This is a genomic window from Streptomyces sp. Ag109_O5-10, assembly GCF_900105755.1.
GTDB lineage: Bacteria > Actinomycetota > Actinomycetes > Streptomycetales > Streptomycetaceae > Streptomyces.
The window spans coordinates 3,742,320-3,767,886 of sequence record NZ_FNTQ01000001.1; the positions used below are offsets into that span (position 1 = coordinate 3,742,320).

Annotated in this window: 23 protein-coding genes; 11 read left to right on the forward strand and 12 right to left on the reverse strand. The window is 71.0% G+C overall.

All coding sequences use genetic code 11. The features are described from left to right. Positions 1-2: 2 nt before the first annotated feature. A complete protein-coding gene (locus tag BLW82_RS17010; protein ID WP_093499613.1) occupies positions 3-566 on the forward strand; it encodes a hypothetical protein in 564 nt (187 codons plus the stop codon). A gap of 427 nt (positions 567-993) precedes the next feature. Here the strand turns inward: BLW82_RS17010 and tsaE are convergent, their stop codons facing one another. From tsaE to BLW82_RS17045, 7 genes are all read right to left on the reverse strand, one after another. Further along, entirely contained in the window at positions 994-1,506 is a 513-nt protein-coding gene (gene tsaE, locus BLW82_RS17015) for a tRNA (adenosine(37)-N6)-threonylcarbamoyltransferase complex ATPase subunit type 1 TsaE (RefSeq protein WP_093499614.1), read from the reverse strand. Further along, a complete protein-coding gene (locus tag BLW82_RS17020) occupies positions 1,472-2,734 on the reverse strand; it encodes an alpha/beta fold hydrolase (protein ID WP_093499615.1) in 1,263 nt (420 codons plus the stop codon). Before BLW82_RS17020 ends, tsaE begins: the two co-directional genes overlap by 35 nt. Before the next feature lie 138 nt (positions 2,735-2,872). Further along, on the reverse strand, positions 2,873-4,078 hold the full coding sequence (alr, locus tag BLW82_RS17025) for an alanine racemase (RefSeq protein WP_093499616.1): 1,206 nt from the start codon (positions 4,076-4,078) through the stop codon (positions 2,873-2,875). Positions 4,079-4,138: 60 nt separating this feature from the next. Then, complete coding sequence (locus tag BLW82_RS17030; protein ID WP_093499617.1) at positions 4,139-5,062, reverse strand: L,D-transpeptidase family protein; 924 nt, start codon at positions 5,060-5,062, stop codon at positions 4,139-4,141. Positions 5,063-5,476: 414 nt separating this feature from the next. Beyond that, positions 5,477-6,928: an NAD(P)H-hydrate dehydratase gene (locus BLW82_RS17035; protein ID WP_177232976.1), complete on the reverse strand. Its 1,452-nt coding sequence runs from the start codon at positions 6,926-6,928 to the stop codon at positions 5,477-5,479. A gap of 54 nt (positions 6,929-6,982) precedes the next feature. Further along, positions 6,983-7,354, reverse strand: coding sequence for a holo-ACP synthase (locus tag BLW82_RS17040; protein WP_093499619.1), 372 nt, complete (start codon positions 7,352-7,354; stop codon positions 6,983-6,985). Between the two features lie 49 nt (positions 7,355-7,403). Beyond that, positions 7,404-8,279, reverse strand: a complete 876-nt coding sequence (locus tag BLW82_RS17045; RefSeq protein ID WP_093499620.1) for an aldo/keto reductase family oxidoreductase — start codon at positions 8,277-8,279, stop codon at positions 7,404-7,406. Between the two features lie 93 nt (positions 8,280-8,372). Between BLW82_RS17045 and BLW82_RS17050 the strand changes: the two genes are divergently transcribed. Next, positions 8,373-9,290, forward strand: a complete 918-nt coding sequence (locus BLW82_RS17050; RefSeq protein WP_177232977.1) for a LysR family transcriptional regulator — start codon at positions 8,373-8,375, stop codon at positions 9,288-9,290. Between the two features lie 48 nt (positions 9,291-9,338). Here the strand turns inward: BLW82_RS17050 and glmS are convergent, their stop codons facing one another. Then, complete coding sequence (gene glmS, locus BLW82_RS17055) at positions 9,339-11,186, reverse strand: glutamine--fructose-6-phosphate transaminase (isomerizing) (RefSeq protein WP_093499621.1); 1,848 nt, start codon at positions 11,184-11,186, stop codon at positions 9,339-9,341. Between the two features lie 235 nt (positions 11,187-11,421). Between glmS and coaA the strand changes: the two genes are divergently transcribed. Next, entirely contained in the window at positions 11,422-12,390 is a 969-nt protein-coding gene (gene coaA / locus BLW82_RS17060; protein ID WP_177232978.1) for a type I pantothenate kinase, read from the forward strand. Between the two features lie 21 nt (positions 12,391-12,411). After that, positions 12,412-13,359: a DUF389 domain-containing protein gene (locus BLW82_RS17065; RefSeq protein ID WP_093499623.1), complete on the forward strand. Its 948-nt coding sequence runs from the start codon at positions 12,412-12,414 to the stop codon at positions 13,357-13,359. Here the strand turns inward: BLW82_RS17065 and BLW82_RS17070 are convergent. The 4 genes from BLW82_RS17070 to rplM form a co-directional block, all read right to left on the reverse strand. Further along, entirely contained in the window at positions 13,356-13,877 is a 522-nt protein-coding gene (locus BLW82_RS17070; protein WP_143063673.1) for a hypothetical protein, read from the reverse strand. The genes BLW82_RS17065 and BLW82_RS17070 overlap by 4 nt on opposite strands. A gap of 109 nt (positions 13,878-13,986) precedes the next feature. After that, positions 13,987-15,345, reverse strand: coding sequence for a phosphoglucosamine mutase (gene glmM / locus BLW82_RS17075; RefSeq protein ID WP_093499625.1), 1,359 nt, complete (start codon positions 15,343-15,345; stop codon positions 13,987-13,989). A 180-nt stretch (positions 15,346-15,525) separates the two neighbouring features. Beyond that, the gene (gene rpsI / locus BLW82_RS17080) at positions 15,526-16,038 is read right to left on the reverse strand and encodes a 30S ribosomal protein S9 (protein ID WP_093499626.1); all 513 of its coding nucleotides are present in this window, start codon (positions 16,036-16,038) and stop codon (positions 15,526-15,528) included. Positions 16,039-16,080: 42 nt separating this feature from the next. Continuing rightward, the gene (gene rplM / locus BLW82_RS17085; RefSeq protein WP_093499627.1) at positions 16,081-16,524 is read right to left on the reverse strand and encodes a 50S ribosomal protein L13; all 444 of its coding nucleotides are present in this window, start codon (positions 16,522-16,524) and stop codon (positions 16,081-16,083) included. Positions 16,525-16,916: 392 nt separating this feature from the next. Between rplM and BLW82_RS17090 the strand changes: the two genes are divergently transcribed. The 7 genes from BLW82_RS17090 to BLW82_RS17115 all read left to right on the forward strand — a co-directional run bounded on the left by BLW82_RS17090 (position 16,917) and on the right by BLW82_RS17115 (position 25,563). Next, on the forward strand, positions 16,917-17,795 hold the full coding sequence (locus BLW82_RS17090; RefSeq protein ID WP_093499628.1) for a hypothetical protein: 879 nt from the start codon (positions 16,917-16,919) through the stop codon (positions 17,793-17,795). A gap of 86 nt (positions 17,796-17,881) precedes the next feature. Beyond that, a complete protein-coding gene (locus tag BLW82_RS45490; protein WP_256215840.1) occupies positions 17,882-18,010 on the forward strand; it encodes a hypothetical protein in 129 nt (42 codons plus the stop codon). Between the two features lie 4 nt (positions 18,011-18,014). Beyond that, positions 18,015-19,403: a glycoside hydrolase family 26 protein gene (locus BLW82_RS17095; RefSeq protein ID WP_093499629.1), complete on the forward strand. Its 1,389-nt coding sequence runs from the start codon at positions 18,015-18,017 to the stop codon at positions 19,401-19,403. Positions 19,404-19,660: 257 nt separating this feature from the next. After that, positions 19,661-21,112: a glycosyltransferase family 2 protein gene (locus tag BLW82_RS17100; protein ID WP_256215841.1), complete on the forward strand. Its 1,452-nt coding sequence runs from the start codon at positions 19,661-19,663 to the stop codon at positions 21,110-21,112. Positions 21,113-21,171: 59 nt separating this feature from the next. Next, complete coding sequence (locus BLW82_RS17105) at positions 21,172-22,374, forward strand: glycoside hydrolase family 113 (RefSeq protein WP_256215842.1); 1,203 nt, start codon at positions 21,172-21,174, stop codon at positions 22,372-22,374. Between the two features lie 16 nt (positions 22,375-22,390). After that, the gene (locus BLW82_RS17110) at positions 22,391-23,491 is read left to right on the forward strand and encodes a mannose-1-phosphate guanylyltransferase (protein WP_093499630.1); all 1,101 of its coding nucleotides are present in this window, start codon (positions 22,391-22,393) and stop codon (positions 23,489-23,491) included. 35 nt (positions 23,492-23,526) lie between these two features. Continuing rightward, positions 23,527-25,563, forward strand: coding sequence for an acyltransferase family protein (locus BLW82_RS17115; RefSeq protein ID WP_256215843.1), 2,037 nt, complete (start codon positions 23,527-23,529; stop codon positions 25,561-25,563). Positions 25,564-25,567 lie beyond the last annotated feature (4 nt).

The window sequence follows — 25,567 nt, forward strand, 5'->3', positions numbered from 1 at the left end:
ACGTGGCAGGGACCAGCTCGGGAGTCGTGGCAGGCCTCACCGCGGCGGCCGTCGGAGCGGTCGGTTTCCTCGCCTACCAGGCCTCGGCCACCGTCCCGCCCGGCCTCGGCAGCCGGTCGTCGGCGAGCCCCGCGCCCGGCGCGCCCGCCGCCAAGGCGCCCCGGGACCGCCGCCACCCCACCGCCCTGCCGAACACGTCCGGGACGGGTGAACGGGTGGTGTACTCGGTGGACGACGACCGGGTCTGGCTCGTCAACGAGCGGGGCCGCGTCGAACGCACCTTCAAGGTGCGCCCCGGCACCATCGACCCGCCGCTCGGCGCCTACTGGGTGACGTCCCGCTCGAAGGCGGTCACCGGCACCGACGGCCTCCCCATCGAGCACGTGGTCCGCTTCACCACCACGAAGGACGGCTCCGCCATCGGCTTCAGCGCGGTCACCGCCCAGCGCGCCGCCGCGCCCCCCGATCCCACGGTGAAGACCGGCGGCATCCGCGAGACCCGCGCGGACGGCACCGCGATGTGGAACTTCGCGACGATCGGCGTGAAGGTGGTCGTGATCCGCTGAGCCAAGCGCCCGGTAAGGGGCGCGGGGAGCTGCGCGACCAGCCGCCACCGGCCCGCACGGACCCGCCGGCCGAACCCCGCCTAAGCGCTCCGCGGGAGGTCCAGCGCTCCGCCGGCTGCCGCGCCGTCGTGGCTGGTCGCGCGGTTCCCAGCGCTCCTTCGGGGCGCTGCCGGCGCTCTCGGCGGCCGGGACACCGCGGCCGCGCACGCGCAGGACGCCAGCAGGTCGCGCATGGAGACACCGGGGGCCACGGCGACCACGACAGGTCGCCGCTCCTCGGACCGGGACACGGACACGGGCGCCTCCTGATGGTGCGGGGGCGGGCGTAGTTAGGTAGACCTAACCACGGACTGGGTACCATGTGACCACGCCCGACGTGTCCGGCGCAATATCTTGCCGACGCCTTGTCGGAACGTTCACGCGGTCCTCAGGCCGACAGGACGCCCAGGTCCACGCCGTCCCACCGCTCCCCCAGCCCCGCCAGGGTCACGTGCCGCACCTCGTCGGTGGTGTCGCCGACCGCCCGGTGGATGCCGATCACGAGCCGGTCGTCGGTCAGCTCCTCGACCTTGCCCTCGCCCCACTCCACGACGACCACGGACTCGGGCAGCGAGACGTCGAGGTCGAGGTCCTCCATCTCGTCCAGCCCGCCGCCCAGGCGGTACGCGTCCACGTGGACGAGCGGCGGACCGTCCCCCAGGGACGGATGCACGCGGGCGATGACGAACGTCGGCGACGTGACGGCCCCGCGCACGCCGAGCCCCTCGCCCAGTCCCCGCGTCAGCGTCGTCTTGCCGGCTCCGAGCTCCCCGCTGAGCATCACGAGGTCACCGGCGCGCAGCAACTTCGCCAGCCTGCGGCCCAGCTCCCCCATCTGCCCGGGGGAGGTGACGGTCAACTCGGTCTCAGCCTGGCTGTGCCGTGCTGCTGGTGCTTCCATAGCCACTTACGGTAGCCCCTGCCGGCACGGCCCCCGCGCGGGTGAGCAGGTCGGCGAGGCGGTCGGTGACCACTTCCGGGTGTTCCAGCATGACCAGGTGCCCGGCGTCGGCGACCAGCACCAGTTCGGCGTCGGGCAGCAGGTCGGCGATGACCTCGCTGTGCTCACTGGGCGTGACGAGGTCCTGCACCCCGGCCAGCACCAGGACCGGCAGGTTCTGGAAGTAGGCGAGGGCCGCGGTCTTGTCGTGGTCGGTGAAGGCCGGGTAGAACTCGGCGACCACGTCGATCGGTGTCGACTCGATCATCCGCTCCGCGAACCGCTCCACCGCCGGGTCGACGTCCTTGGACGCGAACGAGTACCGCTTGATGATCCCGGCGAAGAGATCGGCGGTGACCCGCCGCCCCTTCTCCACCAGCGCGGCCTGCGTGCCCAGCGCCTTCAGCACCCCGGGCAGCACCCGGCGCACCACGTTGACGCCGGCGACCGGCAGCCCGAAGTTGACCTCGCCGAGCCGCCCGGACGAGGTACCGACGAAGGCGGTGGCGACCACCCGCTCGCGGATCAGGTCGGGGTACTGCGCGGCCAGCGCCATCACCGTCATGCCGCCCATGGAGTGCCCGACCAGCACGATCGGCCCCTCCGGCACGGCCGCGTCCAGGACGGCCTTCAGGTCCCGGCCCAGCTGGTCGATGGTGAGCTCCACCCCGTCCTCGTGCTGGGCGACGCCCCGCCCGGAGCGACCGTGGCTGCGCTGGTCCCAGTGCACGGTGCGCACGACCCCGCGCAGGGCCGCCCGCTGGAAGTGCCAGGAGTCCTGGTTGAGGCAGTAGCCGTGGCTGAAGACGACGGTGACGGGTGCGGGCGCCTTGCGGCCGAAGAGCCGGCGGCGGCGCGGCGAGACGGCGGGTCCGGAATCGGGGACCACCTCGTCGACCTCGTAGTAGAGCTCGGTGCCGTCGTCCGCGTACGCCTTGCCGGGGGTGCCGCGCAGGGTGCCGTACGGGCCCGCCGAGTCCAGTGCGAGGCGGGCCTTGCGGCGCATCCCGCGGCCGACGGTCATCCGCTCCACGGCGACACCGGCGGCCGCCCCGGCGGCGAGCACTCCTATGGCGGCGCCGGCGACGCCCGTCACCTTGCGCCAGCTGCCGGAGGCCGCCCCCGTGGCCGAGGCGACGAGGGCCGCCGCGGCGGCTTCCGCTACGGCCTCCGCACTGCTCTCGCTCACGTACCGCTCCTCTTCGCCGTACTGCAGTTCGCTGCCTAGCTGACACGGGTGATGCTGACGCGACGCATGGTGCTGTTGGTGCTGTTGGTGCTGTTGATACAGGTGTAACCGGGTCGTGCCGCCGCCGAACCCCTGGGGTCAGGCGTCGTCCCCTGGTTCTTGCCCACTCGGTTCCCCGTTCACATAGACGCGGGGTACCCGGGTTCCGATGCGCGTGACGATTTCGTATGCAATCGTGCCCGCGGCCTGGGCCCAGTCGTCGGCGGTGGGCTCACCCCGGTCGCCCGGACCGAACAGCACCGCCTCCGCCCCGGCTTCGGGCTCGTCGCCGCCGAGGTCCACGACGAACTGGTCCATGGCGATGCGCCCGGCGGCCGTCCGCCACTTTCCGCCGACCAGCACGGGCCCGGTGCCGGAGGCGTGTCGCGGGATGCCGTCCGCGTAACCGACGGGGACGAGTCCGAGGGTCGTCTCGCCGGGCGTGACGTAGTGGTGCCCGTAGCTGACCCCGTGCCCGCCCGGTACGTGCTTCACGAGGGCGAGGGAGGCGGACAGCGTCATCACGGGGCGCAGCCCGAAGTCGGCCGCGCTGCCCAGCTCGGGGCTGGGCGAGAGGCCGTAGAGCGCGATGCCCGTACGGACCAGGTCGAAGTGGGTCTCGGGCAGGGTGAGGGTGGCCGGTGAGTTGGCGATGTGCCGCACCTCGGGGCGCACGCCCTGCCCCTCGGCGTACCCGAGCAGCTCGCGGAAGAGGGTGAGCTGGGCGGCGATGGAGGGGTGGCCGGGCTCGTCGGCGCAGGCGAAGTGCGACCAGAGTCCGGTGATCCGGAGCAGTCCCGCCGCCTCGGCGCGCAGCGCCTCGCGGACCAGCTCGGGCCAGTCGGCGGGCTGGCAGCCGCTGCGCCCGAGTCCGGTGTCGGCCTTGAGCTGCACGCGGGCGGGGCGTCCTGCCGCCCGCGCCGCCTCGGTCACCTCGCGCAGGGCCCACATGCCGCTCACCGACACGTCGAGGTCGGCTTCGATCGCCGCCCGCCAGGGGCCGCCCGGCGTCCACAGCCAGCACATGATCCGCACGTCCGCGGGCAGCCCGGGGTCCGCGCGCAGCGCCAGGGCCTCCTCCGGGGTGGCCGTGCCGAGCCAGCTCGCGCCCGCCTCGACGGCCGCGCGGGCACACCGCGGTGCCCCGTGGCCGTACGCGTCGGACTTCACCACGGCCATCAGGGCCGCGCCCGGTGCGAGGGCACGCAGGGTCCGCGCATTGGCCCGCAGGGCGGCCAGGTCGATCTCGGCGCGGGCGCGCAGGGGCGCGGTCGGTGCGGTCTGCGCCGTCGGTGTGTCACTCATCGCGCCCCCAGTGTCTCAGAGGCCTCCGACAGCCCTCAGGCACAGCCCCGGGTACCGGGCTCAGGTACCCGTACGGTGGCCCCACACGTACACCTTGTCGCCCTTCTTCAGCACGCTCCACAGTTTCTTCGCGTCGCCGAGCTTGAGGTTCACGCAGCCCCAGGAGCCGACGGTGGTGTAGATGGAGCCGTAGACGGCGTGGAAGGCCTGCCCGCCGTCGAAGAACTGGGCGTAGGGCATGGGCGAGTTGTACAGCGTCGACCAGTGGTTCTTGTGCCGCCAGTAGACGGTGTGCCACCCGGCCCTGGTCGCGTACCCCTTCCGCCCGCTGCGCATCTGCACCGGCCCGTAGACCACCTTGCTGCCCTTCTGCACCCAGGTGACCTGCCGGTTGAGGTCCACGCAGGCGACCCGGTACGACTTCACGGGGCAGTTCCCGGCGGCGTTCGGGTTCTTCTTCGCCGACAGGAGCATCATCTGGTACCAGGTCACGGGCCCCGCGAACCCGATCGCCGGCTTGATCTTGTACTTCTTCTGGAACTTCTGGATGGCCTTGCAGTCGGCGGCGGACTGCTTCCCGTCCGCCTTCAGCTTCAGCCACTGCTCGATCTGCTTCTGATACGGCCCGGTCAGCTTGGAGCAGCTCACCTTGGAGACGGCGTCGCTGAGCGGCACGTACTCGATGAGGTCGTACGTCCCGGGGGCCGCCGCCTTCGGCTCGACGGCGTCCTCCTTGGCGGTGGGCGTGTACACCTTGGGCGCCAGCACCTGGTCGGGGGTGTCGATCTGCCAGGGCTGCGAGGGCCCCGGCGCGACCCCCGGCACCAGCTCCGACTCGGGGACGGCGGCACCCGGTTCGGGCGCGGCGCCGACCGCGGCCCCGGTCCCGGCACCGAGGCAGAGCACAGCCACGGCGACCACGAGAACCCCTGCGACCTCCCGCACCAGACCACACCGATAACGAGCGATTCGTCCATAAATCATGCGATCAGACAAACCCGCGGGGCCCGGAATCCCGGGGAGCCGCGCGGTGAGGTCACCCGGGGGGCGCAGGCAGCGCCCCGCAAAACACGCGGGCAGCTCACCCCGGTGCACAGGCAACGCCCCGCAAGACGCGCAGGGAGGTCACCCGGGGAGGCAGGGCAGCGCCCCGCAAGACACGCGGGGAGGCCACCCCGGGGGGCACAGGCAACACCCCGCAAGACGCGCAGGGAGGCCACCCCGGGGCACAGGCAACGCCCCGCAAGACGCGCGGGCAGCTCACCCCAGGGGGCAGGGCAGCGCCCCGTAAGGGGCGCGGGGAACTGCGCGACCAGCCACGGCAGCGCCGCACCCGACCGTCCGGCGTCGGCCGGGGTCCGGGGTCCGGGGCGGAGCCCCGCGACGGTGCGGCCTGTCCTACCGAGTCGGGTGGGCGGGTGGGAAAACACCCCGCCACGCCGCCGGCAACTCGTCCGCGACGGCGTGCGCCACCGTCGGCGCCCCCTCCGCCGCGAACCGCCCCGCGAGACCGTGCAGATACGCCGCCACGCTCCCCGCGTCCCGCCCGTCCAGCCCCGCCGCCAGCAACGACCCCGCCAGCCCCGACAGCACGTCCCCGCTCCCGGCGGTGGCCAGCCAGGGCGTCCCCGTCGCGTTCACCCGGACGGCGGACCCGCCCCCCGCCGCCGCGACCAGCGTCGTCGACCCCTTCAGCAGCACCGTCGCCCGGTACGCCGCCGCCAGCTCCCGCACCGCCGCGAGCCGGCCGGCCTCGACCTCCTCCCGCCGTACCCCCAGCAGGGCCGCCGCCTCCCCGGCGTGCGGCGTCATCAGGGTCGGCGCCGTACGGCCGCGCACCGCGTCCCGGTCGGCGAGCCGCAGCCCGTCCGCGTCGACCAGCACCGGCACGTCCTCCGCCAGCACCTCGGCGACGGCGTCGGCGTCGTCCCCGACCCCCGGCCCGGCCACCCACGCCTGCACCCGCCCGGCCTTCCGCGGCCCCCCGTCAGACACCAGCGTCTCGGGAAAGCGGGCCAGCACCTCGCCCCTGGCCGGCCCGACGTACCGCACGGCCCCGGCCCCGCCCCGCAACGCCCCCGCGACCGCGAGCACCGCGGCCCCCGGATAGCGCGCCGAGCCGGCCACGACGCCCACCACCCCGCGCCGGTACTTGTCGCTCTCCGCCGACGGCACCGGCAGCAGCCGCGCCACGTCCACGTCCTGCAACGCCTCCAGCTCGGCCTCCTCGGGCAGTTCGAGCCCGATGTCGACCAGCCGCACCGAACCGGCGTACTCCCGCGCCGGATCGATCAGCAGCCCCGGCTTGTGCGTCCCGAAGGTCACGGTCAGGTCCGCCCGTACGGCCGCCCCGCGCACCTCGCCGGTGTCCGCCTCCACCCCGCTCGGCAGGTCCACGGCGACGACGGCGGCCCGGGACCGCTCCACGACCGCCACCAGTTCCGCCGCCCCGGGCCGCAGCCCGCCCTTGCCGCCGATCCCCACGATCCCGTCGACGACGAGATCGGCCCGCAGCACCAACTCCTCGGCGCCGCCCTCCCGTACGACGGTCCCTCCGGCCCGGCGCAGCGCCGCAAGACCGCCCTCGTGCGTGCGCTCCGGCGCGAGCAGCACCGCCGCGACCCCCGCGCCGCGGCGGGCCAGCCGCGCCCCGGCGTACAGGGCGTCCCCGCCGTTGTCCCCGCTGCCGACCAGCAGGACCACCCGGCTGCCGTACACCCGTCCGAGCAAGTCGGCGCAGGCGGCGGCCAGCCCGGCGGCGGCCCGCTGCATCAGCGCCCCTTCCGGCAGCCGCGCCATCAGCTCCCGCTCGGCCGCCCGTACCGTCTCCACGCTGTAAGCAGTCCGCATGCCCCGAGTCTGCCCCGGAACCGGCGGGACGCGCATCCGCCCCGCCCGCCCCGGTCATCCCTCGGCGATCACCACCGCCGACGCCACCCCGGCGTCGTGACTGAGCGACACATGCCACGACCGCACGCCGAGTTCGGCCGCGCAGGCGGCCACGCTGCCCTGCACCTGCAGCCGCGGCCGCCCGTTGTCCTCGACGACCACCTCCGCGTCCGTCCAGAGCAGCCCCGGCGGTGCGCCGAGCGCCTTGGCCAGTGCCTCCTTGGCCGCGAACCGCGCCGCGAGCGAGGCGACACCGCGCCGCTCCCCGCCCGGCAGGTACAGCTCCCGCTCGACGAAGAGCCGCCCGGCCAGCCCGGGGGTCCGCTCCAGCGACTCCCGGAACCGGTCGATCTCGGCGACGTCGATGCCTACCCCGATGATGCTCACCAGAGCACCTTACGGCCCGTCGGGCGGCCGGAGGCCGGGCCACGTCCCGCTACCGGCCGATCTTGTCCAGCTCGGCGAGGTCCTCGTCGGACAGGGCGAGTCCCGCGCCGGCGACGTTCTCCCGCAGGTGCGCCACCGCCGAGGTCCCGGGAATGAGCAGGATGTTCGGCGACCGCCGCAGCAGCCAGGCGAGGGCGACCGACATCGGCGTCGCGTCCAGCCGGGCGGCCACTGCGGACAGTGCCGTGGACTGCAGCGGGGTGAAGCCGCCGAGCGGGAAGAAGGGCACGTAGGCGATGCCCTGGGCGGCGAGGTCGTCGATCAGCTCGTCGTCCTGGCGGTGGGCGAGGTTGTACATGTTCTGCACGCACACGACCGGCGCGATCGTCCGGGCCTCGGCGACCTGTTCCGGCGTCGCGTTGCTCACTCCGAGGTGCCGGATCAGGCCCTGCTGCCGGAGTTCGGCGAGTGCCTCGAAGGGCTCGGCGAGCGAGCCGGGCCGAAACCCCTGGGCGTCGCCGAGCCGGAGGTTGACCACGTCGAGGGTGTCGAGGCCGAGGTCGTCGAGGTTCTCCCGGACGGCGCGGCGCAGGTCCTCGGGCCGCCGGGCGGGAATCCAGTCGCCCTGCCCGTCGCGGACCGCGCCGACCTTGGTCACGACGTGCAGCGACGCGGGGTACGGATGCAGGGCCTCACGGATCAGCCGGTTGGTCACGCGCGGTCCGTACGCACCCGCGGTGTCGATGTGGGTGATCCCGAGGGCGACGGCCTCGCGCAGTACGGCGAGCGCGCCGTCGCGGTCGGCGGGCGGGCCCATGACCCCGGGCCCGGCGAGCTGCATGGCGCCGTAGCCGACCCGGGTCACGGTCAGATCGCCCAGGGCCCAGGTGCCGCCGGGCAGCGATGCGGAGGGTGTGTTGTCCATGCCGTCGATGGTCGCTCGCGGACCCGCGGCGCATCCAATACCGCCGCGGTGCCCTGTCATACCCCCCGGGTATCACCGACGTACGCTGTGGTCATGGACGGGACGGGCGGCACGGGCAGGACGGACACCACGGACACCACCGACGCCGTGGCCACCTTGGAGACCCGCGAGCTGAGGTACTTCCTGGCCGTCGCCGGGGAACTGCACTTCGGCCGCGCCGCCGAGCGCCTCGGCATCGCGCAGCCGCCGCTGTCCCGGGCGATCCAGCAGCTGGAACGGCGTCTCGGCGTCCGCCTGCTGGACCGCGACCGCCGCGGGGTCCGGCTGACCGGCGCCGGGGAGGTGCTGCTGCACGAGGGCCGCGCGGCCCTCGACGCGACCAGCGCCGCCGTCCGCCGCACCCGCCGGGCCGGCGGCGCCGGGGGTCCGGCCGGCCCCCGCGACCGCCTGGTGCTGGCCGTGAAGGCCGGCGCGTCCCACGAACTGCTGCACAAGCTCCTCGACGCCTACGCGGCCGAGCCCGGCGCCGCCGAGATCGAGGTGCTGCCCACGGGCATGTGCGAGCAGGAAGGGATGCTGCGCGACGGCCGCGCCGACGTGGCGCTCATGCACGCACCGTTCAACTCCCTCGCCGGGTTCGACAGCGAGGAGCTGACGAGCGAGGGGCAGATCGCCGTCCTGCCCGCCGGTCACCCGCTCGCCGCCCACCGGACGCTGTCCCTCGCCGACGTCGTCGACATCCCGGGCCTGCCGCTCGCCCGCTGGCCCCGCCACGGCACGTACCCGCCCGGTCCGGGCCCCGAGATCCGCGACCAGACCCAGCTGGCCCAGCTGATCGCCCTCGGGCGCACCGCGACCGTCCTGCCCGACTCGGCCCGCGCCTGGCTGTGGGCGGAGCACGCCGCCGTCCCGCTGACCGACGCGCCACCCGTGGTCACCCACATCGCCTGGCCCGCCCACAGCCGCTCCCTGGCCCTGGCCGCCCTGGTCCGCACGGCCACCCGGCTGTGACCCCCACCGGGCCCTCGCTCCGCCGGGACGGGCCCCCGCCGCTCTCCCCTACTCGACCGTGACCGACTTGGCGAGGTTCCTGGGCTGGTCCACCTCGTTGCCCCGGGCGGTGGCCAGTTCGCAGGCGAATACCTGGAGCGGGACCGTGGCGACCAGCGGCTGGAGCAGGGTCGGCGTGGCAGGGATCCGGATCAGGTGGTCGGCGTACGGTACGACCGTCTCGTCGCCCTCCTCCGCGATCACGATGGTGCGGGCGCCGCGGGCCCGGATCTCCTGGATGTTGGACACGATCTTGTCGTGGAGGACGGAGCGGCCACGCGGGGACGGGACCACGACCACCACCGGCAGGTCCGCCTCGATCAGCGCGATCGGCCCGTGCTTCAGCTCACCCGCCGCGAAGCCCTCGGCGTGCATGTACGCCAGCTCCTTGAGCTTCAGGGCGCCTTCGAGGGCGACCGGGTAGCCGACGTGCCGGCCGAGGAACAGCACGGTCTTCTTGTCCGCCAGCGTCCGGGCCAGCGCCCGTACCGGCTCCATGGTCTCCAGGACCCGCTCGACCTCGCCGGAGATGTGCGAGAGGTCCCGGATCACGGCGCTGATCTCGTCGCCCCACTTGGTGCCCCGCACCTGGCCGAGGTACAGCGCCACCAGGTAGCAGGCCACCAGCTGGGTGAGGAACGCCTTGGTCGAGGCGACCGCGACCTCGGGTCCGGCGTGGGTGTACAGCACCGCGTCCGACTCCCGCGGGATCGTCGAGCCGTTGGTGTTGCAGATCGCGAGGACCTTGGAGCCCTGTTCCCGTGCGTGCCGCAGTGCCATCAGCGTGTCCATGGTCTCGCCGGACTGGGAGATGGCGATGACGAGGCTGCGCGAGTCCAGGATCGGGTCCCGGTACCGGAACTCGCTGGCCAGCTCCACCTCGCACGGGATGCGCGTCCAGTGCTCGATGGCGTACTTGGCGATCAGGCCTGCGTGGAAGGCCGTACCGCACGCGACGATGACGACCTTGTCGATCTCACGCAGCTCGGCGGCGGAGATCCGGACCTCGTCGAGGGTCAGCGAGCCGTTCGCGTCGATACGGCCGAGCAGGGTGTCGGCGACCGCCTTGGGCTGCTCGGCGATCTCCTTGAGCATGAAGTAGTCGTAGCCCCCCTTCTCCGCTGCCGACGCGTCCCAGTCGACGTGGTACGAGCGGACGTCCGCCGGAGCGCCGTCGAAGCCCGTCACCGTCACGCCGTCCCGGCGCAGCTCCACCACCTGGTCCTGGCCCAGCTCGATCGCGGAACGCGTGTGGGCGATGAACGCGGCGACGTCCGAGGCGAGAAAGGCCTCGCCCTCTCCGACGCCCACCACGAGCGGGGAGTTCCGGCGTGCGCCGACGACCACGTCCGGATCGTCGGCGTGCACCGCGACCAGCGTGAACGCGCCCTCCAGCCGCCGGCACACCAGCCGCATCGCCTCGGCGAGGTCGGCGGTGCCGGAGAACTCCTCGGCGAGCAGGTGCGCGACCACCTCGGTGTCCGTCTCGGAGGCGAGGTCGTGCCCGCGCTCGGCCAACTCAGCGCGCAGCGCGGCGAAGTTCTCGATGATCCCGTTGTGGACGACGGCGACCCGGCCCGCGTTGTCCAGGTGCGGGTGCGCGTTGGCGTCCGTCGGCCCGCCGTGCGTGGCCCACCGGGTGTGCCCGATGCAGGTGCCACCGGCCGGCAGCGGCCGCTCCGTCAGCTCCTTCTCCAGGTTGACCAGCTTCCCGGCCTTCTTCGCCGAGGCGAGCCCGCCGTCCGCGAGCACGGCGACGCCCGCCGAGTCGTACCCGCGGTACTCCAGCCGCTTGAGCCCGGCGACCACCACATCGAGCGCCGACTGCGCCCCCACGTATCCCACGATTCCGCACATGAGCGGCAGCCTAAGCGCCGACCCCCGCCCGAACACGGCTCAGCGTGCCCGAAATCGGAAATCATCCAGCCCCTGCGCACCGCGATCCACGCCCCACCGGGCCGCCGGGCCGGCGGACCGAAGAGCGGCGGAGTCGTCCTGTCCTTCGCATGCTCAGAACCCCACGTGACCGACCCCACCCCCCACCCCGTTCAAACTCCGTTAACAATGGAATGTGATCTCTCCGGTCTCCCCGATGCCCCGGAGCGCCCACCGGCACAGGCCGGAGGCGACTCCCTACGTCGACCTCACCCGCTCCGAGTGGAGCGCGCTGCGCGACAAGACGCCGTTGCCGCTCACCGCCGAGGAGGTCGAGAAGCTGCGCGGCCTCGGCGACGTGATCGACCTCGACGAGGTGCGGGACATCTATCTCCCGCTGTCCCGGCTGCTCAATCTGTACGTCGGTGCCACGGACGGCCTCAGGGGCGCCCTGAACACCTTCCTCGGCGAGCAGGGCTCCCAGTCCGGCACCCCGTTCGTCATAGGCGTCGCCGGTTCGGTGGCCGTCGGGAAGTCCACCGTCGCCCGGCTCCTGCAGGCCCTGCTCTCCCGCTGGCCGGAGCACCCCCGCGTCGAGCTGGTGACCACGGACGGCTTCCTGCTCCCCACCAGGGAGCTCGAAGCCCGCGGCCTGATGTCCCGCAAGGGCTTCCCCGAGTCGTACGACCGCCGGGCCCTGACCCGCTTCGTCGCCGACATCAAGGCCGGCAAGGACGTGGTCACCGCCCCCGTCTACTCCCACCTCATCTACGACATCGTGCCGGACCGGAAGCTCACCGTCCGCCGGCCGGACATCCTCATCGTCGAGGGCCTCAACGTCCTCCAGCCCGCCCTCCCCGGTCAGGACGGCCGCACCCGGGTCGGTCTCGCCGACTACTTCGACTTCAGCGTGTACGTCGACGCGAGCACCGAGGACATCGAGCGCTGGTACCTCAACCGGTTCCGCAAGCTGCGCGCGACCGCCTTCCAGAACCCGGACTCGTACTTCCGCAAGTACACCCAGGTGTCCGAGGAGGAGGCCGTCGACTACGCCCGCGGCCTCTGGCGGACCATCAACAAGCCCAACCTGGTGGAGAACATCGCCCCGACCCGCGGCCGCGCCGCCCTGGTCGTCCGCAAGGGACCGGACCACAAGGTGCAGCGACTGCGGCTCCGCAAGCTCTAGAGCGCCTGTTAAAAAGGCGTCATGCTGCATCTGCGCCTGATCACCCCGGCCGACCGCACGGACGACGCGGTCCGTCTGATCGAGGCGACCGTGGGCACCGCGCACCTGGTCGTGCTGCCGGGCGCGGCCCGCGACCCGGCCGGGGACGTCGTGATGTGCGACGTGGCCCGCGAGGCCGGTGACGAACTCATCCGCGGGCTGCGGGCGTTGGACCTCGACCGCACCGGCTCGATCGCGGTCCAGGACATCGACCTGAGCCTGTCCCACCATGCCGACAAGGCCGAGGCGGAGGCCCCGGGCGAGGGCGCCGACGCGGTGCTGTGGGAGGGGCTGACCGAGGCGACCCACGAGGAGTCGACGCTGTCGGTCACCTACGTCGCCTTCATCACCCTGGCCACGATGATCGCGGCCTGCGGTGTCGTCCTGGACAACGCGATCCTGATCGTGGGCGCGATGGCGGTGGGTCCGGAGTTCGGCCCGCTGGCCGGCCTGTGCACGGCACTGGTGCGGCGCCGGCCCCGCCTGGCGGTGCGCTCCGTCGTCGCGCTGCTGGTCGGCTTCGCGGTGGCGATGCTCGTGACGGTGGGCTTCACCTGTCTCATGGACGGCCTCGGCCTGTTCACGAGGGTGCAGCTGGAGGCGGAACGCCCGAACACCAACTTCATCTACCGCCCCGACGCCTTCTCGTTCGTCGTCGCGGTCCTGGCCGGCATCGCCGGCATACTCTCCCTGACCTCGGCGAAGTCCGGTGCCCTGGTGGGTGTCGCCATCTCGGTGACGACGGTCCCGGCTGCCGCGAACGCGGCCGTGGCCTTCGCCTTCACGGAGTACCGCCAGGCATGGGGTTCCTCGGAACAACTGCTGCTGAACCTGCTGGGGATCGTGCTGGCGGGAACGCTGACGCTGCTGGCCCAGAAGTGGTTCTGGGCCAGCCGGCGTGCGCGCACGGCGAAGGCGGGCGGTTCCTAGAACCGCCGCTCGCAGTTCGTGATGGTGTCGCCGGAGTCGGCGAACACCGTGTCCGTGCCGCCTCCGCAGTCCACCGTGTCACCGCCGGTGTTGTCCTCCACGCCGACCGTGTCGCTGCGGCCGTTGGTCTTCACGCTGTCGGTGCCCGTACCGGCATCGGCGGTGGTGCTGACATTGGCGGTGGAGCCGTCGAAGCTGTCGTTCCCGTCGCCCAGCTGTACCGCGAGCCGGGTGACCGTGGCGGCGCTGCCGCAGTCCGCGGTGTTGGCGTCCACCCGGGTACAGCCCGGGCCGATCGCGATGCCCGTGGTGTCCGTGAGGATCAGCCGGCCGGTGGATGTGCTGGCCGTGACCACGTTGTTCACTCCGGTACGCGCCTGGAGTCCGACCAGGCCGCCGAAGATGCGGAACGCCGTGGAGCCCGGTGGCTGGGCGGCGGCGGCCGGGGTGGCGGACGAGGTGACGACGAGGCCCGCGACCAGAACCGGACCGGCCGCTCGCTTCAGGAGGGTGCTCACGATCTTCATGCTGTGTTTCTCTTCCGTCGAGGGGGTGCCGCACAGAGCGGCCTCGACGCAAGAGAAACAGTCAGTGATCGGTCACGCACTTTTTGCTACGCCCTGAGGCTCAACCCAGCGCCGACTTCACCGCGTCGGCCAGCCGCCCCGCCACCGACCGGGCCTGCTCGATGTCGGCCGCCTCGACCATCACCCGCACCAGCGGCTCCGTGCCCGACGGGCGAAGCAGCACCCGCCCGGTCTCCCCGAGCTCCCGCTCCGCCTCGGCGACCGCCGCCGCCAGGTCCGCGGAGGTCCTCACCCGCGACCTGTCGACGTCCGGCACGTTGATCAGCACCTGCGGCAGCCGCTCCATCACGCCCGCCAGCTCCCGCAGCGACCGCCCGGTCTCGGCGACCCGCGCCGCCAGCAGCAGCCCGGTCAGCGTGCCGTCACCGGTCGTCGCGTGGTCGAGGATGATGACGTGGCCGGACTGCTCGCCGCCGAGGGCGTAGCCGTGCTCCTTCATCTCCTCCAGCACGTACCGGTCGCCGACCGCGGTCTGCACGAGGTGCAGCCCCTCCCGCTCCAGCGCCAGCTTGAAGCCGAGGTTGGACATGACGGTGGCGACGACGGTGTCGGCGCGCAGCGCGCCCCGCTCCCGCATGGCGAGGGCGAGCACGGCCATGATCTGGTCGCCGTCGACCTCCTCGCCGGTGTGGTCGACGGCCAGGCAGCGGTCCGCGTCCCCGTCGTGCGCGATGCCGAAGTCCGCGCCGTGCTCGACGACCGCGGCCTTGAGCTTGCCGAGGTGGGTCGAGCCGCAACCGTCGTTGATGTTGAGCCCGTCCGGCTCCGCGCCGATGGTGACGAGCTCGGCACCGGCCCGGCGGAACGCCTCCGGCGAGACCCCCGCGGCCGCGCCGTGCGCCTCGTCCAGGACGATCTTCAGCCCGTCCAGCCGGTTCGGGAGCACGCCGAGGAGATGGGTGACGTACTGCTCGAAGCCCTCGTCGTACGACCGCACCCGCCCCACGCCCGCGCCCGTCGGCCGCTCCCACGGCTCGCCGTGCCGGTGGGACTCGTACACCGACTCGATGCGGTCCTCCAGCTCGTCGTCGAGCTTGTGACCGCCACGGGCGAGGAACTTGATGCCGTTGTCGGGCATGGCGTTGTGGCTGGCGGAGAGCATGACGCCGAGGTCGGCGCCGAGCGCGCCGGTCAGGAACGCGACCGCCGGTGTCGGGAGGACGCCCACGCTCAGGACGTCGACGCCGGCGCTGGCCAGGCCCGCGACCACGGCGGCCTCCAGGAACTCCCCGGACGCACGCGGATCCCGTCCGACGACCGCCGTCGGCCGGTGGCCCTCGAACGTGCCCGCCTCGGCCAGCACGTGCGCCGCCGCGACGGACAGGCCGAGCGCCATCTCGGCGGTCAGGTCCGCGTTGGCGACACCGCGCACGCCGTCCGTACCGAAGAGTCGTCCCACTTGTCCTCCTGAAGAAGCGTCTTTGCTGCCAGGAAATGATGACAGGCGCTTAGTCATGCGATCACACCAGCCTTTGAGCGTCTTGTGTCGTTATACGCCCTTGACCGGGATAAACGAACGCCCCGGTGGCACATGTGGCGTGCCGCCGGGGCGTTCGGAGTACGTGCAGGCAGCTGGTGATTAGCGCTTGCTGTACTGCGGGGCCTTGCGGGCCTTCTTCAGACCGGCCTTCTTGCGCTCGACCGCACGGTCGTCGCGCTTGAGGAAGCCGGCCTTCTTGAGCGGGCCGCGGTTGTTGTCGACGTCGGCCTCGTTCAGCGCGCGGGCGACACCGAGACGGAGCGCACCGGCCTGACCGGAGACACCGCCACCGGCGATGCGGGCGACGACGTCGTAACGGCCCTCGAGCTCGAGCACCTTGAAGGGCTCGTTGACTTCCTGCTGGTGCACCTTGTTCGGGAAGTAGTCCTCGAGGGTGCGGCCGTTGATCTTCCACTTGCCGGTGCCCGGGACGATCCGGACGCGGGCGATGGCGTTCTTGCGACGGCCCAGGCCGGCGGCCGGCTGCGGGTCGCCGAAGCGGGACGCGAGGGACTCGGAGGTGTACTCGCCCTCGACGGGGACGTCCGACTCCGTGGTGTAGCTGTCGATGTCAAGCTCTTCGAGCGGCTGCTCGGCAGTGGTCTCGGCCACGATGCTCCTCAGATTCTCTTCAGTCTTAGGGGGTGGCCGGGATTACTGCGCGACCTGGGTGATCTCGAACGGAACCGGCTGCTGGGCAGCGTGCGGGTGGTTCTCGCCGCGGTAGACCTTCAGCTTGGTGAGCATCTGACGGCCCAGGGTGTTCTTGGGGAGCATGCCCTTGACGGCCTTCTCGATGGCCTTCTCGGGGTTCTTGTCCAGCAGCTCGTCGTAGCGGACGGAGCGCAGACCGCCCGGGTAGCCGGAGTGGCGGTAGGCCATCTTCTGGGTCCGCTTGTTGCCGGACAGGTGCACCTTGTCGGCGTTGATGATGATGACGAAGTCACCAGCGTCGACGTGCGGCGCGTAGATCGGCTTGTGCTTGCCGCGCAGAAGGGTCGCGGCGGTGGTGGCGAGACGACCCAGGACGATGTCCTGAGCGTCAATGACGTGCCACTGGCGAGTCACATCGCCGGGCTTGGGGCTGTACGTACGCACTTCGCAGCCTTCTTCTTCAGTGGATGGGTGCTGACACATGGCATCACTGAAGCGATCGTGCAGCTGGGGACGACAATGCCGGGGACGCTGCCCGTATGCCGCCCACTGGTAACTGCTCCAGGGAACCTAGGTAGAGGCCACTCCCGTGAGAATGAGCGGACCAATACACAACGAAGGGCAAGCGTACAAGGGTGGCCCCTGACGGGTCAAAACGAGCTCCCGCCGGCATCCGGACGAGCCGTCGCCGACCGCGGCGGGAAATCCCGGGAGCACGGCCGTACCAGGATGCGCCGTCCTGCCCCCAAAGGTCCCCCGAAAGCCCCCCGCAGGTCCCCGGTCTCCGTTCGTACAGTCGCACCGGCACCCCCCGGCCCCCGTCTAAGATGCGCCCCATGAGTTATGGGCAGGGGGGACCTCAGTCCCAGTGGGATCCGTGGAAACCGCAGTCTCAGCAGCCCTGGAGCAGCGGGGCCGGCCAGACCCCGGACTGGGCATCGCTCGCCGAGGCGTCGGAGACGCGGAACAAGCGGCGCAGAGTGCTGTTCATCGGCGGCGGCGTGGTCGCCACGCTGGCGATCGGCACCGCCGTCGCCATGGCCGTGGTGTCCGCCAGCGGTGACAACAAGGCCTCCGGCACGCCCACCAACCTGCCGGCCAGCGCCTCGCTGCCCAGCGACACGTCCGGCTCGGTGCCGTCCTTCGCCCCGACCAGCGCGCCGCCGCCGCTGGACCCGGAGGAGTTCATATCGAGCGTGCAGAAGGACACGGCTCCGCTGAGCGCCGCGACCCTCTTCCCGGGCACCCAGCTGACCATGGGCGAGACCGTCTACAAGAAGGGCGCCACGGCCGACACGAAGAAGTGCGCCACGGCCGCCAAGGGCTCCCTCCCGACCGTCCTCGACAAGGACGGCTGCACCCGTCTGCTGCGGGTCACCTACTCCAAGGACGGCGTCGCGGTCACGGTCGGCGTGGCCGTCTTCAACACCGAGGCGCAGGCGGCCAAGGCCAAGACCGACGCCGACAAGAAGGGCTTCGTGACCGCCCTGGCCGGCTCCGGCGTCAAGACCTTCTGCGACTCCGGCGTCTGCCGTACGACGACCAATTCGTACGGCCGCTACGCGTACTTCACCACCGCCGGATTCCTGAACGGCAAGGACGTCACCACCAAGGACACCAAGGTCTTCCAGGCCGGCGACGACCTGGCGGAGTTCACCTTCCGCCAGATCCACCGCCGCGGCGAGGCCCAGGCGTCGGCGGCCGCCGACCGGTGACGCATCCAGGGGCGCGTGAGAGTCTCCCCCCGCTGGCCGGTGATCAAGGAGTTCACCGGCCGGCGAACCCATGGGGGGACCCACTCATGACGCACACGTCCAGACGCAGGCTGCTCACCGGCGCGGCCGGTCTCGGCGGCACAGCCCTCGCCGCCTCCGTCGTCACCGCAACCCCGGCGGCCGCCGCCTCGGGCACCGTCGTCGAACCGGCGTAGCGCCGTGCAGAGGCGGAGGCTGATCCGGCTGACCGGGGCGGCCGCGGTGGGGGTGGCGGCCGCGGCCCCGCTGGCGGTGTGGGCCTGGCCCGACGGGAACGGGACGGGCGGGCCGAGGACTGTGCCGACCGATCTGCGCGCCCGGGACCCGCAGGCGACGGCCGCCGCGTGCCGGGTGTACGCGATGCTGGCGGGCCTGGAGAACGACGCCCGGCGCGGCAGGCCGAGCCGTACGGTGATCGGCCAGCACGTGGAGCTGCAGAACGAGCGGTACAACCCGTCGTACGGCGACTACCGGGGCACGAAGCAGCCGGGCTACTACTACAAGAAGGTCCACGACATCACCGGCCGGCTGCCCGGCTTCGTGGAGCTGGACCTCGGTCCCGGCTACGGACAGCCGGGCTGGGCGGTGGGCACGGCACGCTCGTACAACAAGGCCTGGCCCGCCTGCCGCCCCTACTGGGGGTACATAGAGGACGCGGTGGACCTCGCCGTCGGCGTGTGGGCGGGACTGCCCCGGGCGGTCGACGGTTCCTACCGGACCTCTGGCACGCATCGGGAGTGCGCGGCACACGCGGACGTGTCCCTGCCGCACAACGGAGGCCGTCCGGCCGGTCTGGTCGGCTTCTCCTTCCACCAGCCCTACCCGGGCAGCCCGGTCAAGGGCTTCGCCCAGACGCTGCACGCCAACTCCCCCGGCGCGAAGGACCCCGGCTGGTTCGGCCGGGTGGTCACCGACGGCACCGCCGAGCACCAGGCCCTCCTGCACGACCTCGACTTCCTCGCGGACCACATCGGCTACCTCGCCGGCCAGGGAGTGCCGGTGCTGCTGCGGCCGTACCACGAGATGAACGCGGCCCCGGGGCACGGTTTCTGGTGGGCGGGGCAGGATCCGTCCACGTACCGAAGGCTGTGGCGGCTGACCTACGACTACCTGGTGAACCGGCGCGGGCTGCACAACCTGCTCTTCGTGTGGTCGCCGAACTCCTGGGACGGGGGCTACGGCCGCTCGCCCGCCAAGTACTACCCCGGCGGGGACTGCGTCGACGTCGTGGGCGTCGACGCCTACAGCGACACCCCGGCGAAGCCGCTCGGCAATGGCGCATGGACCGAGATCTGGTACCGCGGGCTGGAGGAGTTCGACCGGCCCCGCGTCGTCGCCGAGTCCTTCTACGTCCCTCTGAACGCGGCCCAGCCCCGGACCCTCACGCGGACCCCGTGGGTCATGTGGACGGTGTGGGGTCAATCACTCACGTACGACAACGTCTCCGCCCCGCGGGCGAAGAACACGACGGGCGACGTCAAACTGACCTATGGATCTTCGAAGTTGATTACCGGCGGCCATCGAATCCAAGTCGATGACACCGAGCGAAGATCACCACACAAGGCGTAACTTGATTAACTTTTGAACACATCCTCCTCACAAGCGTTCCCTGTATCGCCCATGCATGCGAGGATCCGGTGTCTATTCGGTCAGTGCCGCGGGCGCCTGGGGGGGCATCTGAGCGGCAGTGATCGTGGCGCCGAAGAAGGCGTTGAGGGGGATGGACCCGGAACAACCCAGCCGCCAGGCACTGCTCACGCGTGCCGTAGCCCAGATCCGTCGTTGCCTCAACGCACCATCGATTACACGGGAGTTCCGCAGTCGTCATGGCATCGACACTGGTCGACGGGGGTGTGCCGCATTCGCGGCACAATGAAAAGCTGGCCAAGCGCACCGCGGCGTGGAAGCCGGGAATCCTCCCCTTTCTACTGCCTTTCGTTTTCCTGGTGGTGTTCGGGCTGTGGAGCTTCCGGCCCAGTACCTCCCTGCTGAGCTGGATCCTGACCGTCGTCTGGTCCCTGCCGGTGGCCGGTGTGCTGGTCGGCATCCAGGGCGCCCTGCTGATCCGCCGCCGGGTCCGCAAGAGCGACCGGATGATCCCGCCCGCACCGGCCGAACAGGACTTCCTGATCGTGCTGTGCCCGACCATCGGCCGCAACGACACCTACCCGGCCCTCGAGCGTTCGATCCTCTCGTACGTCGATCACCTGCCCGAGTGGTTCCCGTACATGCGCGTCGACATCCTCACCGAGGAGGGCTGCGAGGCGGCCGCGGACATCGACCGGCTCGCCGACTCCCACCCGCTGATCCGGGTGATCACGGTGCCCAAGGACTACGTCCCGGCCAACGGCACCCGTTTCAAGGCCCGCGCCAACCACTACGCCCACGAGCTGCGCATAGCGGAGGGCGAGGCCCTCGACTACGTCTGGGTGCTGCACATGGACGACGACACCGGCGTCGGCCCTGACACCGCGTCCTCGCTCGCCCAGTTCATCAACCGCCAGCGCCGCGCTCACCCCGACGAGGCCAAGCACATGGCCCAGGGCATCCTCACGTATCCGCGTGAGAACGCGGTCAACAAGTTCACCTGGCTCGCCGACGCAGTGCGCCCCGCCGACGACATCGCCCGCTTCCGTGCGCTGACCGGGATGGGCACCCCGGCCGCCGGCGTGCACGGCGAGCTGCTGGTACTACGCGCGTCCATCGAGGCCGAGATCGGCTGGGACTTCGGCCCCAAGGAGATCGTCGAGGACGCCCGGCTCGCCCTGACCTTCTGCCGTAAGTACCCGGGCCGCAGCGACTGGTTCAACGGCCGCTGCTACGGCGCCTCTCCCGCGACCGCGGCCGACTTCGTCAAGCAGCGGGACCGCTGGGCCTGGGGCCTGGTGGCCCTCTGCTTCAACAGGGCCGTGCCGTTGCGCTACCGCTGGTTCCTGTCGATCTGCGTGACCACCTGGATCCTCGGCCCGCTCCAGCACATCGGCGCCGTACTCCTCATCGGCTGGCTCTTCAACGACATGAACACCTCGCCCGTGACCCAGTCCGTCACCATCCTGTGGGCCTTCAACTTCGCGTACGTCATCTGGACCTACTGGGAGGGACTGCGGCTGAACGCGCTGGCGTCGGTCAGCGGTCGGCGCAAGTGGTGGGAGCCGATCGTTGTGGTCGCGCTCATCCCCGTCTTCTCCGTGATGGAAGGGCTCGGCGGCTTCAAGGGCTTCCTGAAGTTCGTCCGGCGCGAGGAGAACAAGTTCGTCGTGATCGCCAAGCCCGCCTAGTCGCCCGGAAGACAACCACTGACATGCGTTCACGACTGCCCCTGCTTGCCATTTTCCCGGTGACCGTCCTCACCATCGTCCTCGGCAGCCCCTTCATCCTCGGCAACCACCCGGTGCGCTGGGAGTCGGGCTCGGCCCTGCCCAAGGTCGTGATCGGCGACGAGAAGGACTCCTCGACCTCGTCCGGCCACAAGTCCGGAACGGCGACGGCCTCCTCCCCCTCCGGTTCCGCGTCCTCCGCCGCCGACGCCCTCCAGGTCGCCAAGCCCTGGAAGCAGGGCATGGCGCAGTGGGGCGTACAGCTCTACTGGGAGGAGGAGAAGACGAAACGGTCGGACACGTTCATCGAGAAGCAGGCCCGTAAACAGGCCGAGTACCTCATCGGCCTGGGCGCCAACTCGGTCTCCGTCTCCTTCCCCTTCTTCATCCAGAACTCCACCTCCGACACGCTCTCGGCCGGTGCCAAGACGCCCTCCCCGGAGCGGCTCCAGAAGGTGCTGAAGGTGTTCAAGGACGCCGGATTCCGCACCCAGGTCCGCCCGATCCTGGACGAGGGGACCCTCAAGCCGACCAAGCACTGGCGCGGTGACATCGACCCCGCCTCCCGCTCCGCCTGGTTCGCCTCGTACAAGAAGTTCCTCACCCCGTACCTCCGGGCCGCCGACGACGCGAAGACCAACACCTTCGTGATCGGTACCGAGCTGAACTCCCTGGAGGGCGACGTGGGCTGGGAGCCCCTGGTCTCCTACACCGAGAAGAACTTCTCCGGCGAGGTCTCCTACAACGCCAACTGGGACAACTACGTCACCGGCCGGATCAACATGCCGGTCAACCACCTCGGCGTCGACGCCTACTTCCCGGTCAAGGTGCCGGACACGGCACCCGTCTCGGCCCTGGTCAAGGGCTGGAACACTTGGCTGGACCGCAAGGCCACCGGCCCGCTGCCCAAGATCCTCGTCTCCGAGACCGGCATCGGCGCCATGAACGGCGCCTACCACGCCCCCGGCGACTTCTATGCCCGGCGGGCCGTCAACCCGCACGTGCAGGCCAACTGGTACAAGGCGGTCTGCCAGGTCGTCCAGGAGCGCAAGATGCAGGGCATCTACTGGTGGTCGCTCTGGTTCGACGACGACCCGAACACCAAGCCCGACGACAAGGTTGCCTCCCGGCTCGACTTCGCCGGACGTCCCCTCTCCGAGGCGGCCATCAAGTCCTGCTTCACCTCTGACTACGCGGGACCCGGCACCGCCACCACCAACTGACCGAGCGGAGGCAGTCATGCAAGAAGCCATCATCCTGGTCGGCGGCAAGGGAACGCGCCTGCGCCCGCTGACCAACCACACCCCGAAGCCACTGCTCAACGTGGCGGGCACCTCCTTCATCCGGCACCAGATCGCCAAGCTGATGGACGCCGGCGTCGAGCATGTGGTGTTCGCCACCTCGTACCTCGCCCGCCTCTTCGAGGAGGAGTTCAGGGACTTCTCCCAGGACCTGGCGATCTCCTACGCCGTCGAGGAGGTCCCGCTCGGCACGGGCGGCGCGATCCGCAACGCCGGGCGCCTGCTGCGCGGCACCTCGGCCGACGCGCCGGTGCTGATCCTCAACGGCGACATCCTGTCCGGCGTGGACCTGCCTGCCGTCCTGGAGTGGCACCAGGCACACGACGCCGACGTGACCCTGCACCTCACCCGGGTCCCCGACCCGCGCGCCTTCGGTCTGGTCCCCACCGACGAGTCCGGCCGGGTGCTCTCCTTCCTGGAGAAGCCCAAGACGCCCGAGGAGTGCGTCACCGACCAGATCAACGCCGGCTGCTACGTCTTCCGCCGGTCCGTGCTGGACGCCATCCCGGCCGACCGGGAGGTCTCGGTCGAGCAGACGACCTTCCCGCAGCTGGTCGCCGCGGGCCGGCGCGTGTTCGGCCACACCACGGAGGACTACTGGCGAGACCTCGGCACCCCGCTGGCCTTCGTCCACGGCTCCGCGGACCTGGTCACCGGCGCGGCGGCCTCGCCCCTGGTGGCGGCGCCCGGCGACGCCCTGATCCATCGCACGGCCACCGTCGACCCGACCGCCCGGGTCACGGGCGGCTCGACGATCGGCCCGCACGCCGTCATCGGCCCGCACGCGCTCGTCGACCGTTCCATCATCGGCGCGCACGTCACCGTGGCCGAGGGCGCGCAGATCCACGAGTCCGTGGTCGACCATGACTCCTCGATCGGCAGCGAATCGTTTCTTCGTGAGGCCGTGGTGGGCTGCCACTCGCATGTCGGCGCGCAGAACGAGCTCCCCGCCCAGCTACGGCTGTCGTGCGGCATCCGCATCCCCGCCCAAGGTGTGCGCGTCAGCGGTACGGCTGTCGCCTGCCCGACGGTCCATTGAAGTCGCCGGCCAGCCCGGACAGTTACTGGAGAACCGTGACCCGCCATCGTTCATCGGCCGCCGACGCCCAGCCGGAGCGTCTGCGCAAGTACCGGCCGGACATTCAGGGCCTGCGTGCCGTGGCCATCATGATGGTCGTCAGCATGCACTGCGGCATCCTCGACATCCACGGCGGCGTGGATGTCTCCTTCGTGCTGAGCGGCTTCCTCATCGGCAGCCAGCTCCTGGCCGAGATCGACAAGACCGGCAAGGTGTCCCTCACCAAGTTCTGGGCCCGCCGGTTCCGGCGACTCGCGCCGGGCACGGCCATCACCATCACGGCCACCGCCATCGTGTCCTGGATCTACGTCAGCCCGTTCCGCTTCCGGGACTACATGACGGACGGACTCAGCGCGTCGGTGAGCCTGATCAACTGGCGTCTCGCCGAGAACGGCACCGACTACTTCGCCAACGACGGCAGCCAGTCCCCGTACCAGCACTTCTGGTCGCTGGGCATCGAGGAGCAGTTCTACCTGCTCGCCCCGATCATGCTGGTCGTCATGGTCTGGCTCAGCAAGCTGATCTTCCGCAACCGCGTCCTGGTGGCGGTGTTCCTGACGGCCGTGATCGGCGGCTCGTTCTACCTGGGCTACACGATGACCACGTCGAACCAGCCCATGGCCTACTTCAGCACCACCACCCGCATCTGGGAGCTGGCCTTCGGCGTCCTGCTCGCCCTCGGCGCCCAGTTGCTGTCCCGCATGAACACCGGGCTGGCAGGCGTCATCACCTGGCTGGGCCTGGGCACCCTCCTCGTCACCGGCCTCCTCATCACCAAGCACACCCCGCTGCCGGGCTACGCGGTGGCCGGGCCGCTGCTGGGCGCCGGCATGATCATCGCCGGTGGCTGTGCCAACCCGAGCTTCGGCGCCGAGAAGCTCCTCGACAATCCGATCTTCAACTTCATCGGGAACGTCAGCTACGGCTGGTACCTCCTGCACTGGCCGCTCCTGATCCTCTTCCCCAGCATGATCGACCGCGAGTTCGGCTACTCCGACCGTTTCCGGGTCGCGGTCTTCTCCTTCCTGCTGGCGATCCTCATGCACTACCTGATCGAGAAGCGGTTCAGGGAGAACGTGAAGCTGGTCGCCATCCCCTGGCGGGGTGTGGTCACCGGGGGTGCGCTGACCGCCTCCACCGTCGCCGCCATGGTCGTCGCCCTGCACGTGATCCCACTCAACCTGGCCGTCGGTTCCACCGGGAGCAGCGCCGCGGCCCTGGGCTACCAGGGCACCGCCTCCGTACAGGAGGCCGTGGCCAAGCGGGCCAAGCCCGACATCACCCAGGACAACCTGCTGAAGTCGCCGAAGGACCAGACCACACACGGCTGCATCGACAACCTCGAGCCCACGAAGTTCGTCATGCGCGACGACTGCGTCATCGGTGACCCGGAGGGCAAGCAGACGGTCGTCGTCTTCGGCGACTCCCACTCCTGGCAGTGGGGCAACGCCTTCCAGGGGCTCGGCGAGAACCTGCACGCGAAGATCGTGACCGTGGCGAAGGGCGGCTGCAGTCCCGAGGACTACAAGATCACCCGCGCGGACCTCGGGCGTGACTACACCGAGTGCACCAGCTGGCGGAAGTCGGCCCTGGCCTACATCGGTGAGCTCAAGCCTGATGTCGTCGTCGTCGCGAACCGTGTCCAGCCGACCGTCACCCGCTCGGGCGCCGAGGAGACCTTCAAGGCACTCAAGGCCACCGGCGCCAAGCTGGTGTACCTGACGGACACGCCGTACCCGGGCTTCAGCGTCCCGGACTGCCTGGCCGAGCAGGCCAAGGACCTGGCGTCGTGCACCGCGAAGTCCGACAAGGTCGTCGACCACCCGGTGAACCGCGCCCTGGAACGCGACGTGGCCGAGGAGAACGGGGCCAAGGTGATCGACACCGTCTCCGCCTTCTGCTCGGACGGCTACTGTCCCGCGGTCATCGGTGGCACGGTGGTCTACTTCGACTACAGCCACATGACGGGCAGCTACGCCAAGTCACTCGTGCCCTTCCTGCAGCCGACCTTCAAGAAGATCCTGGCCGGCTGACCCC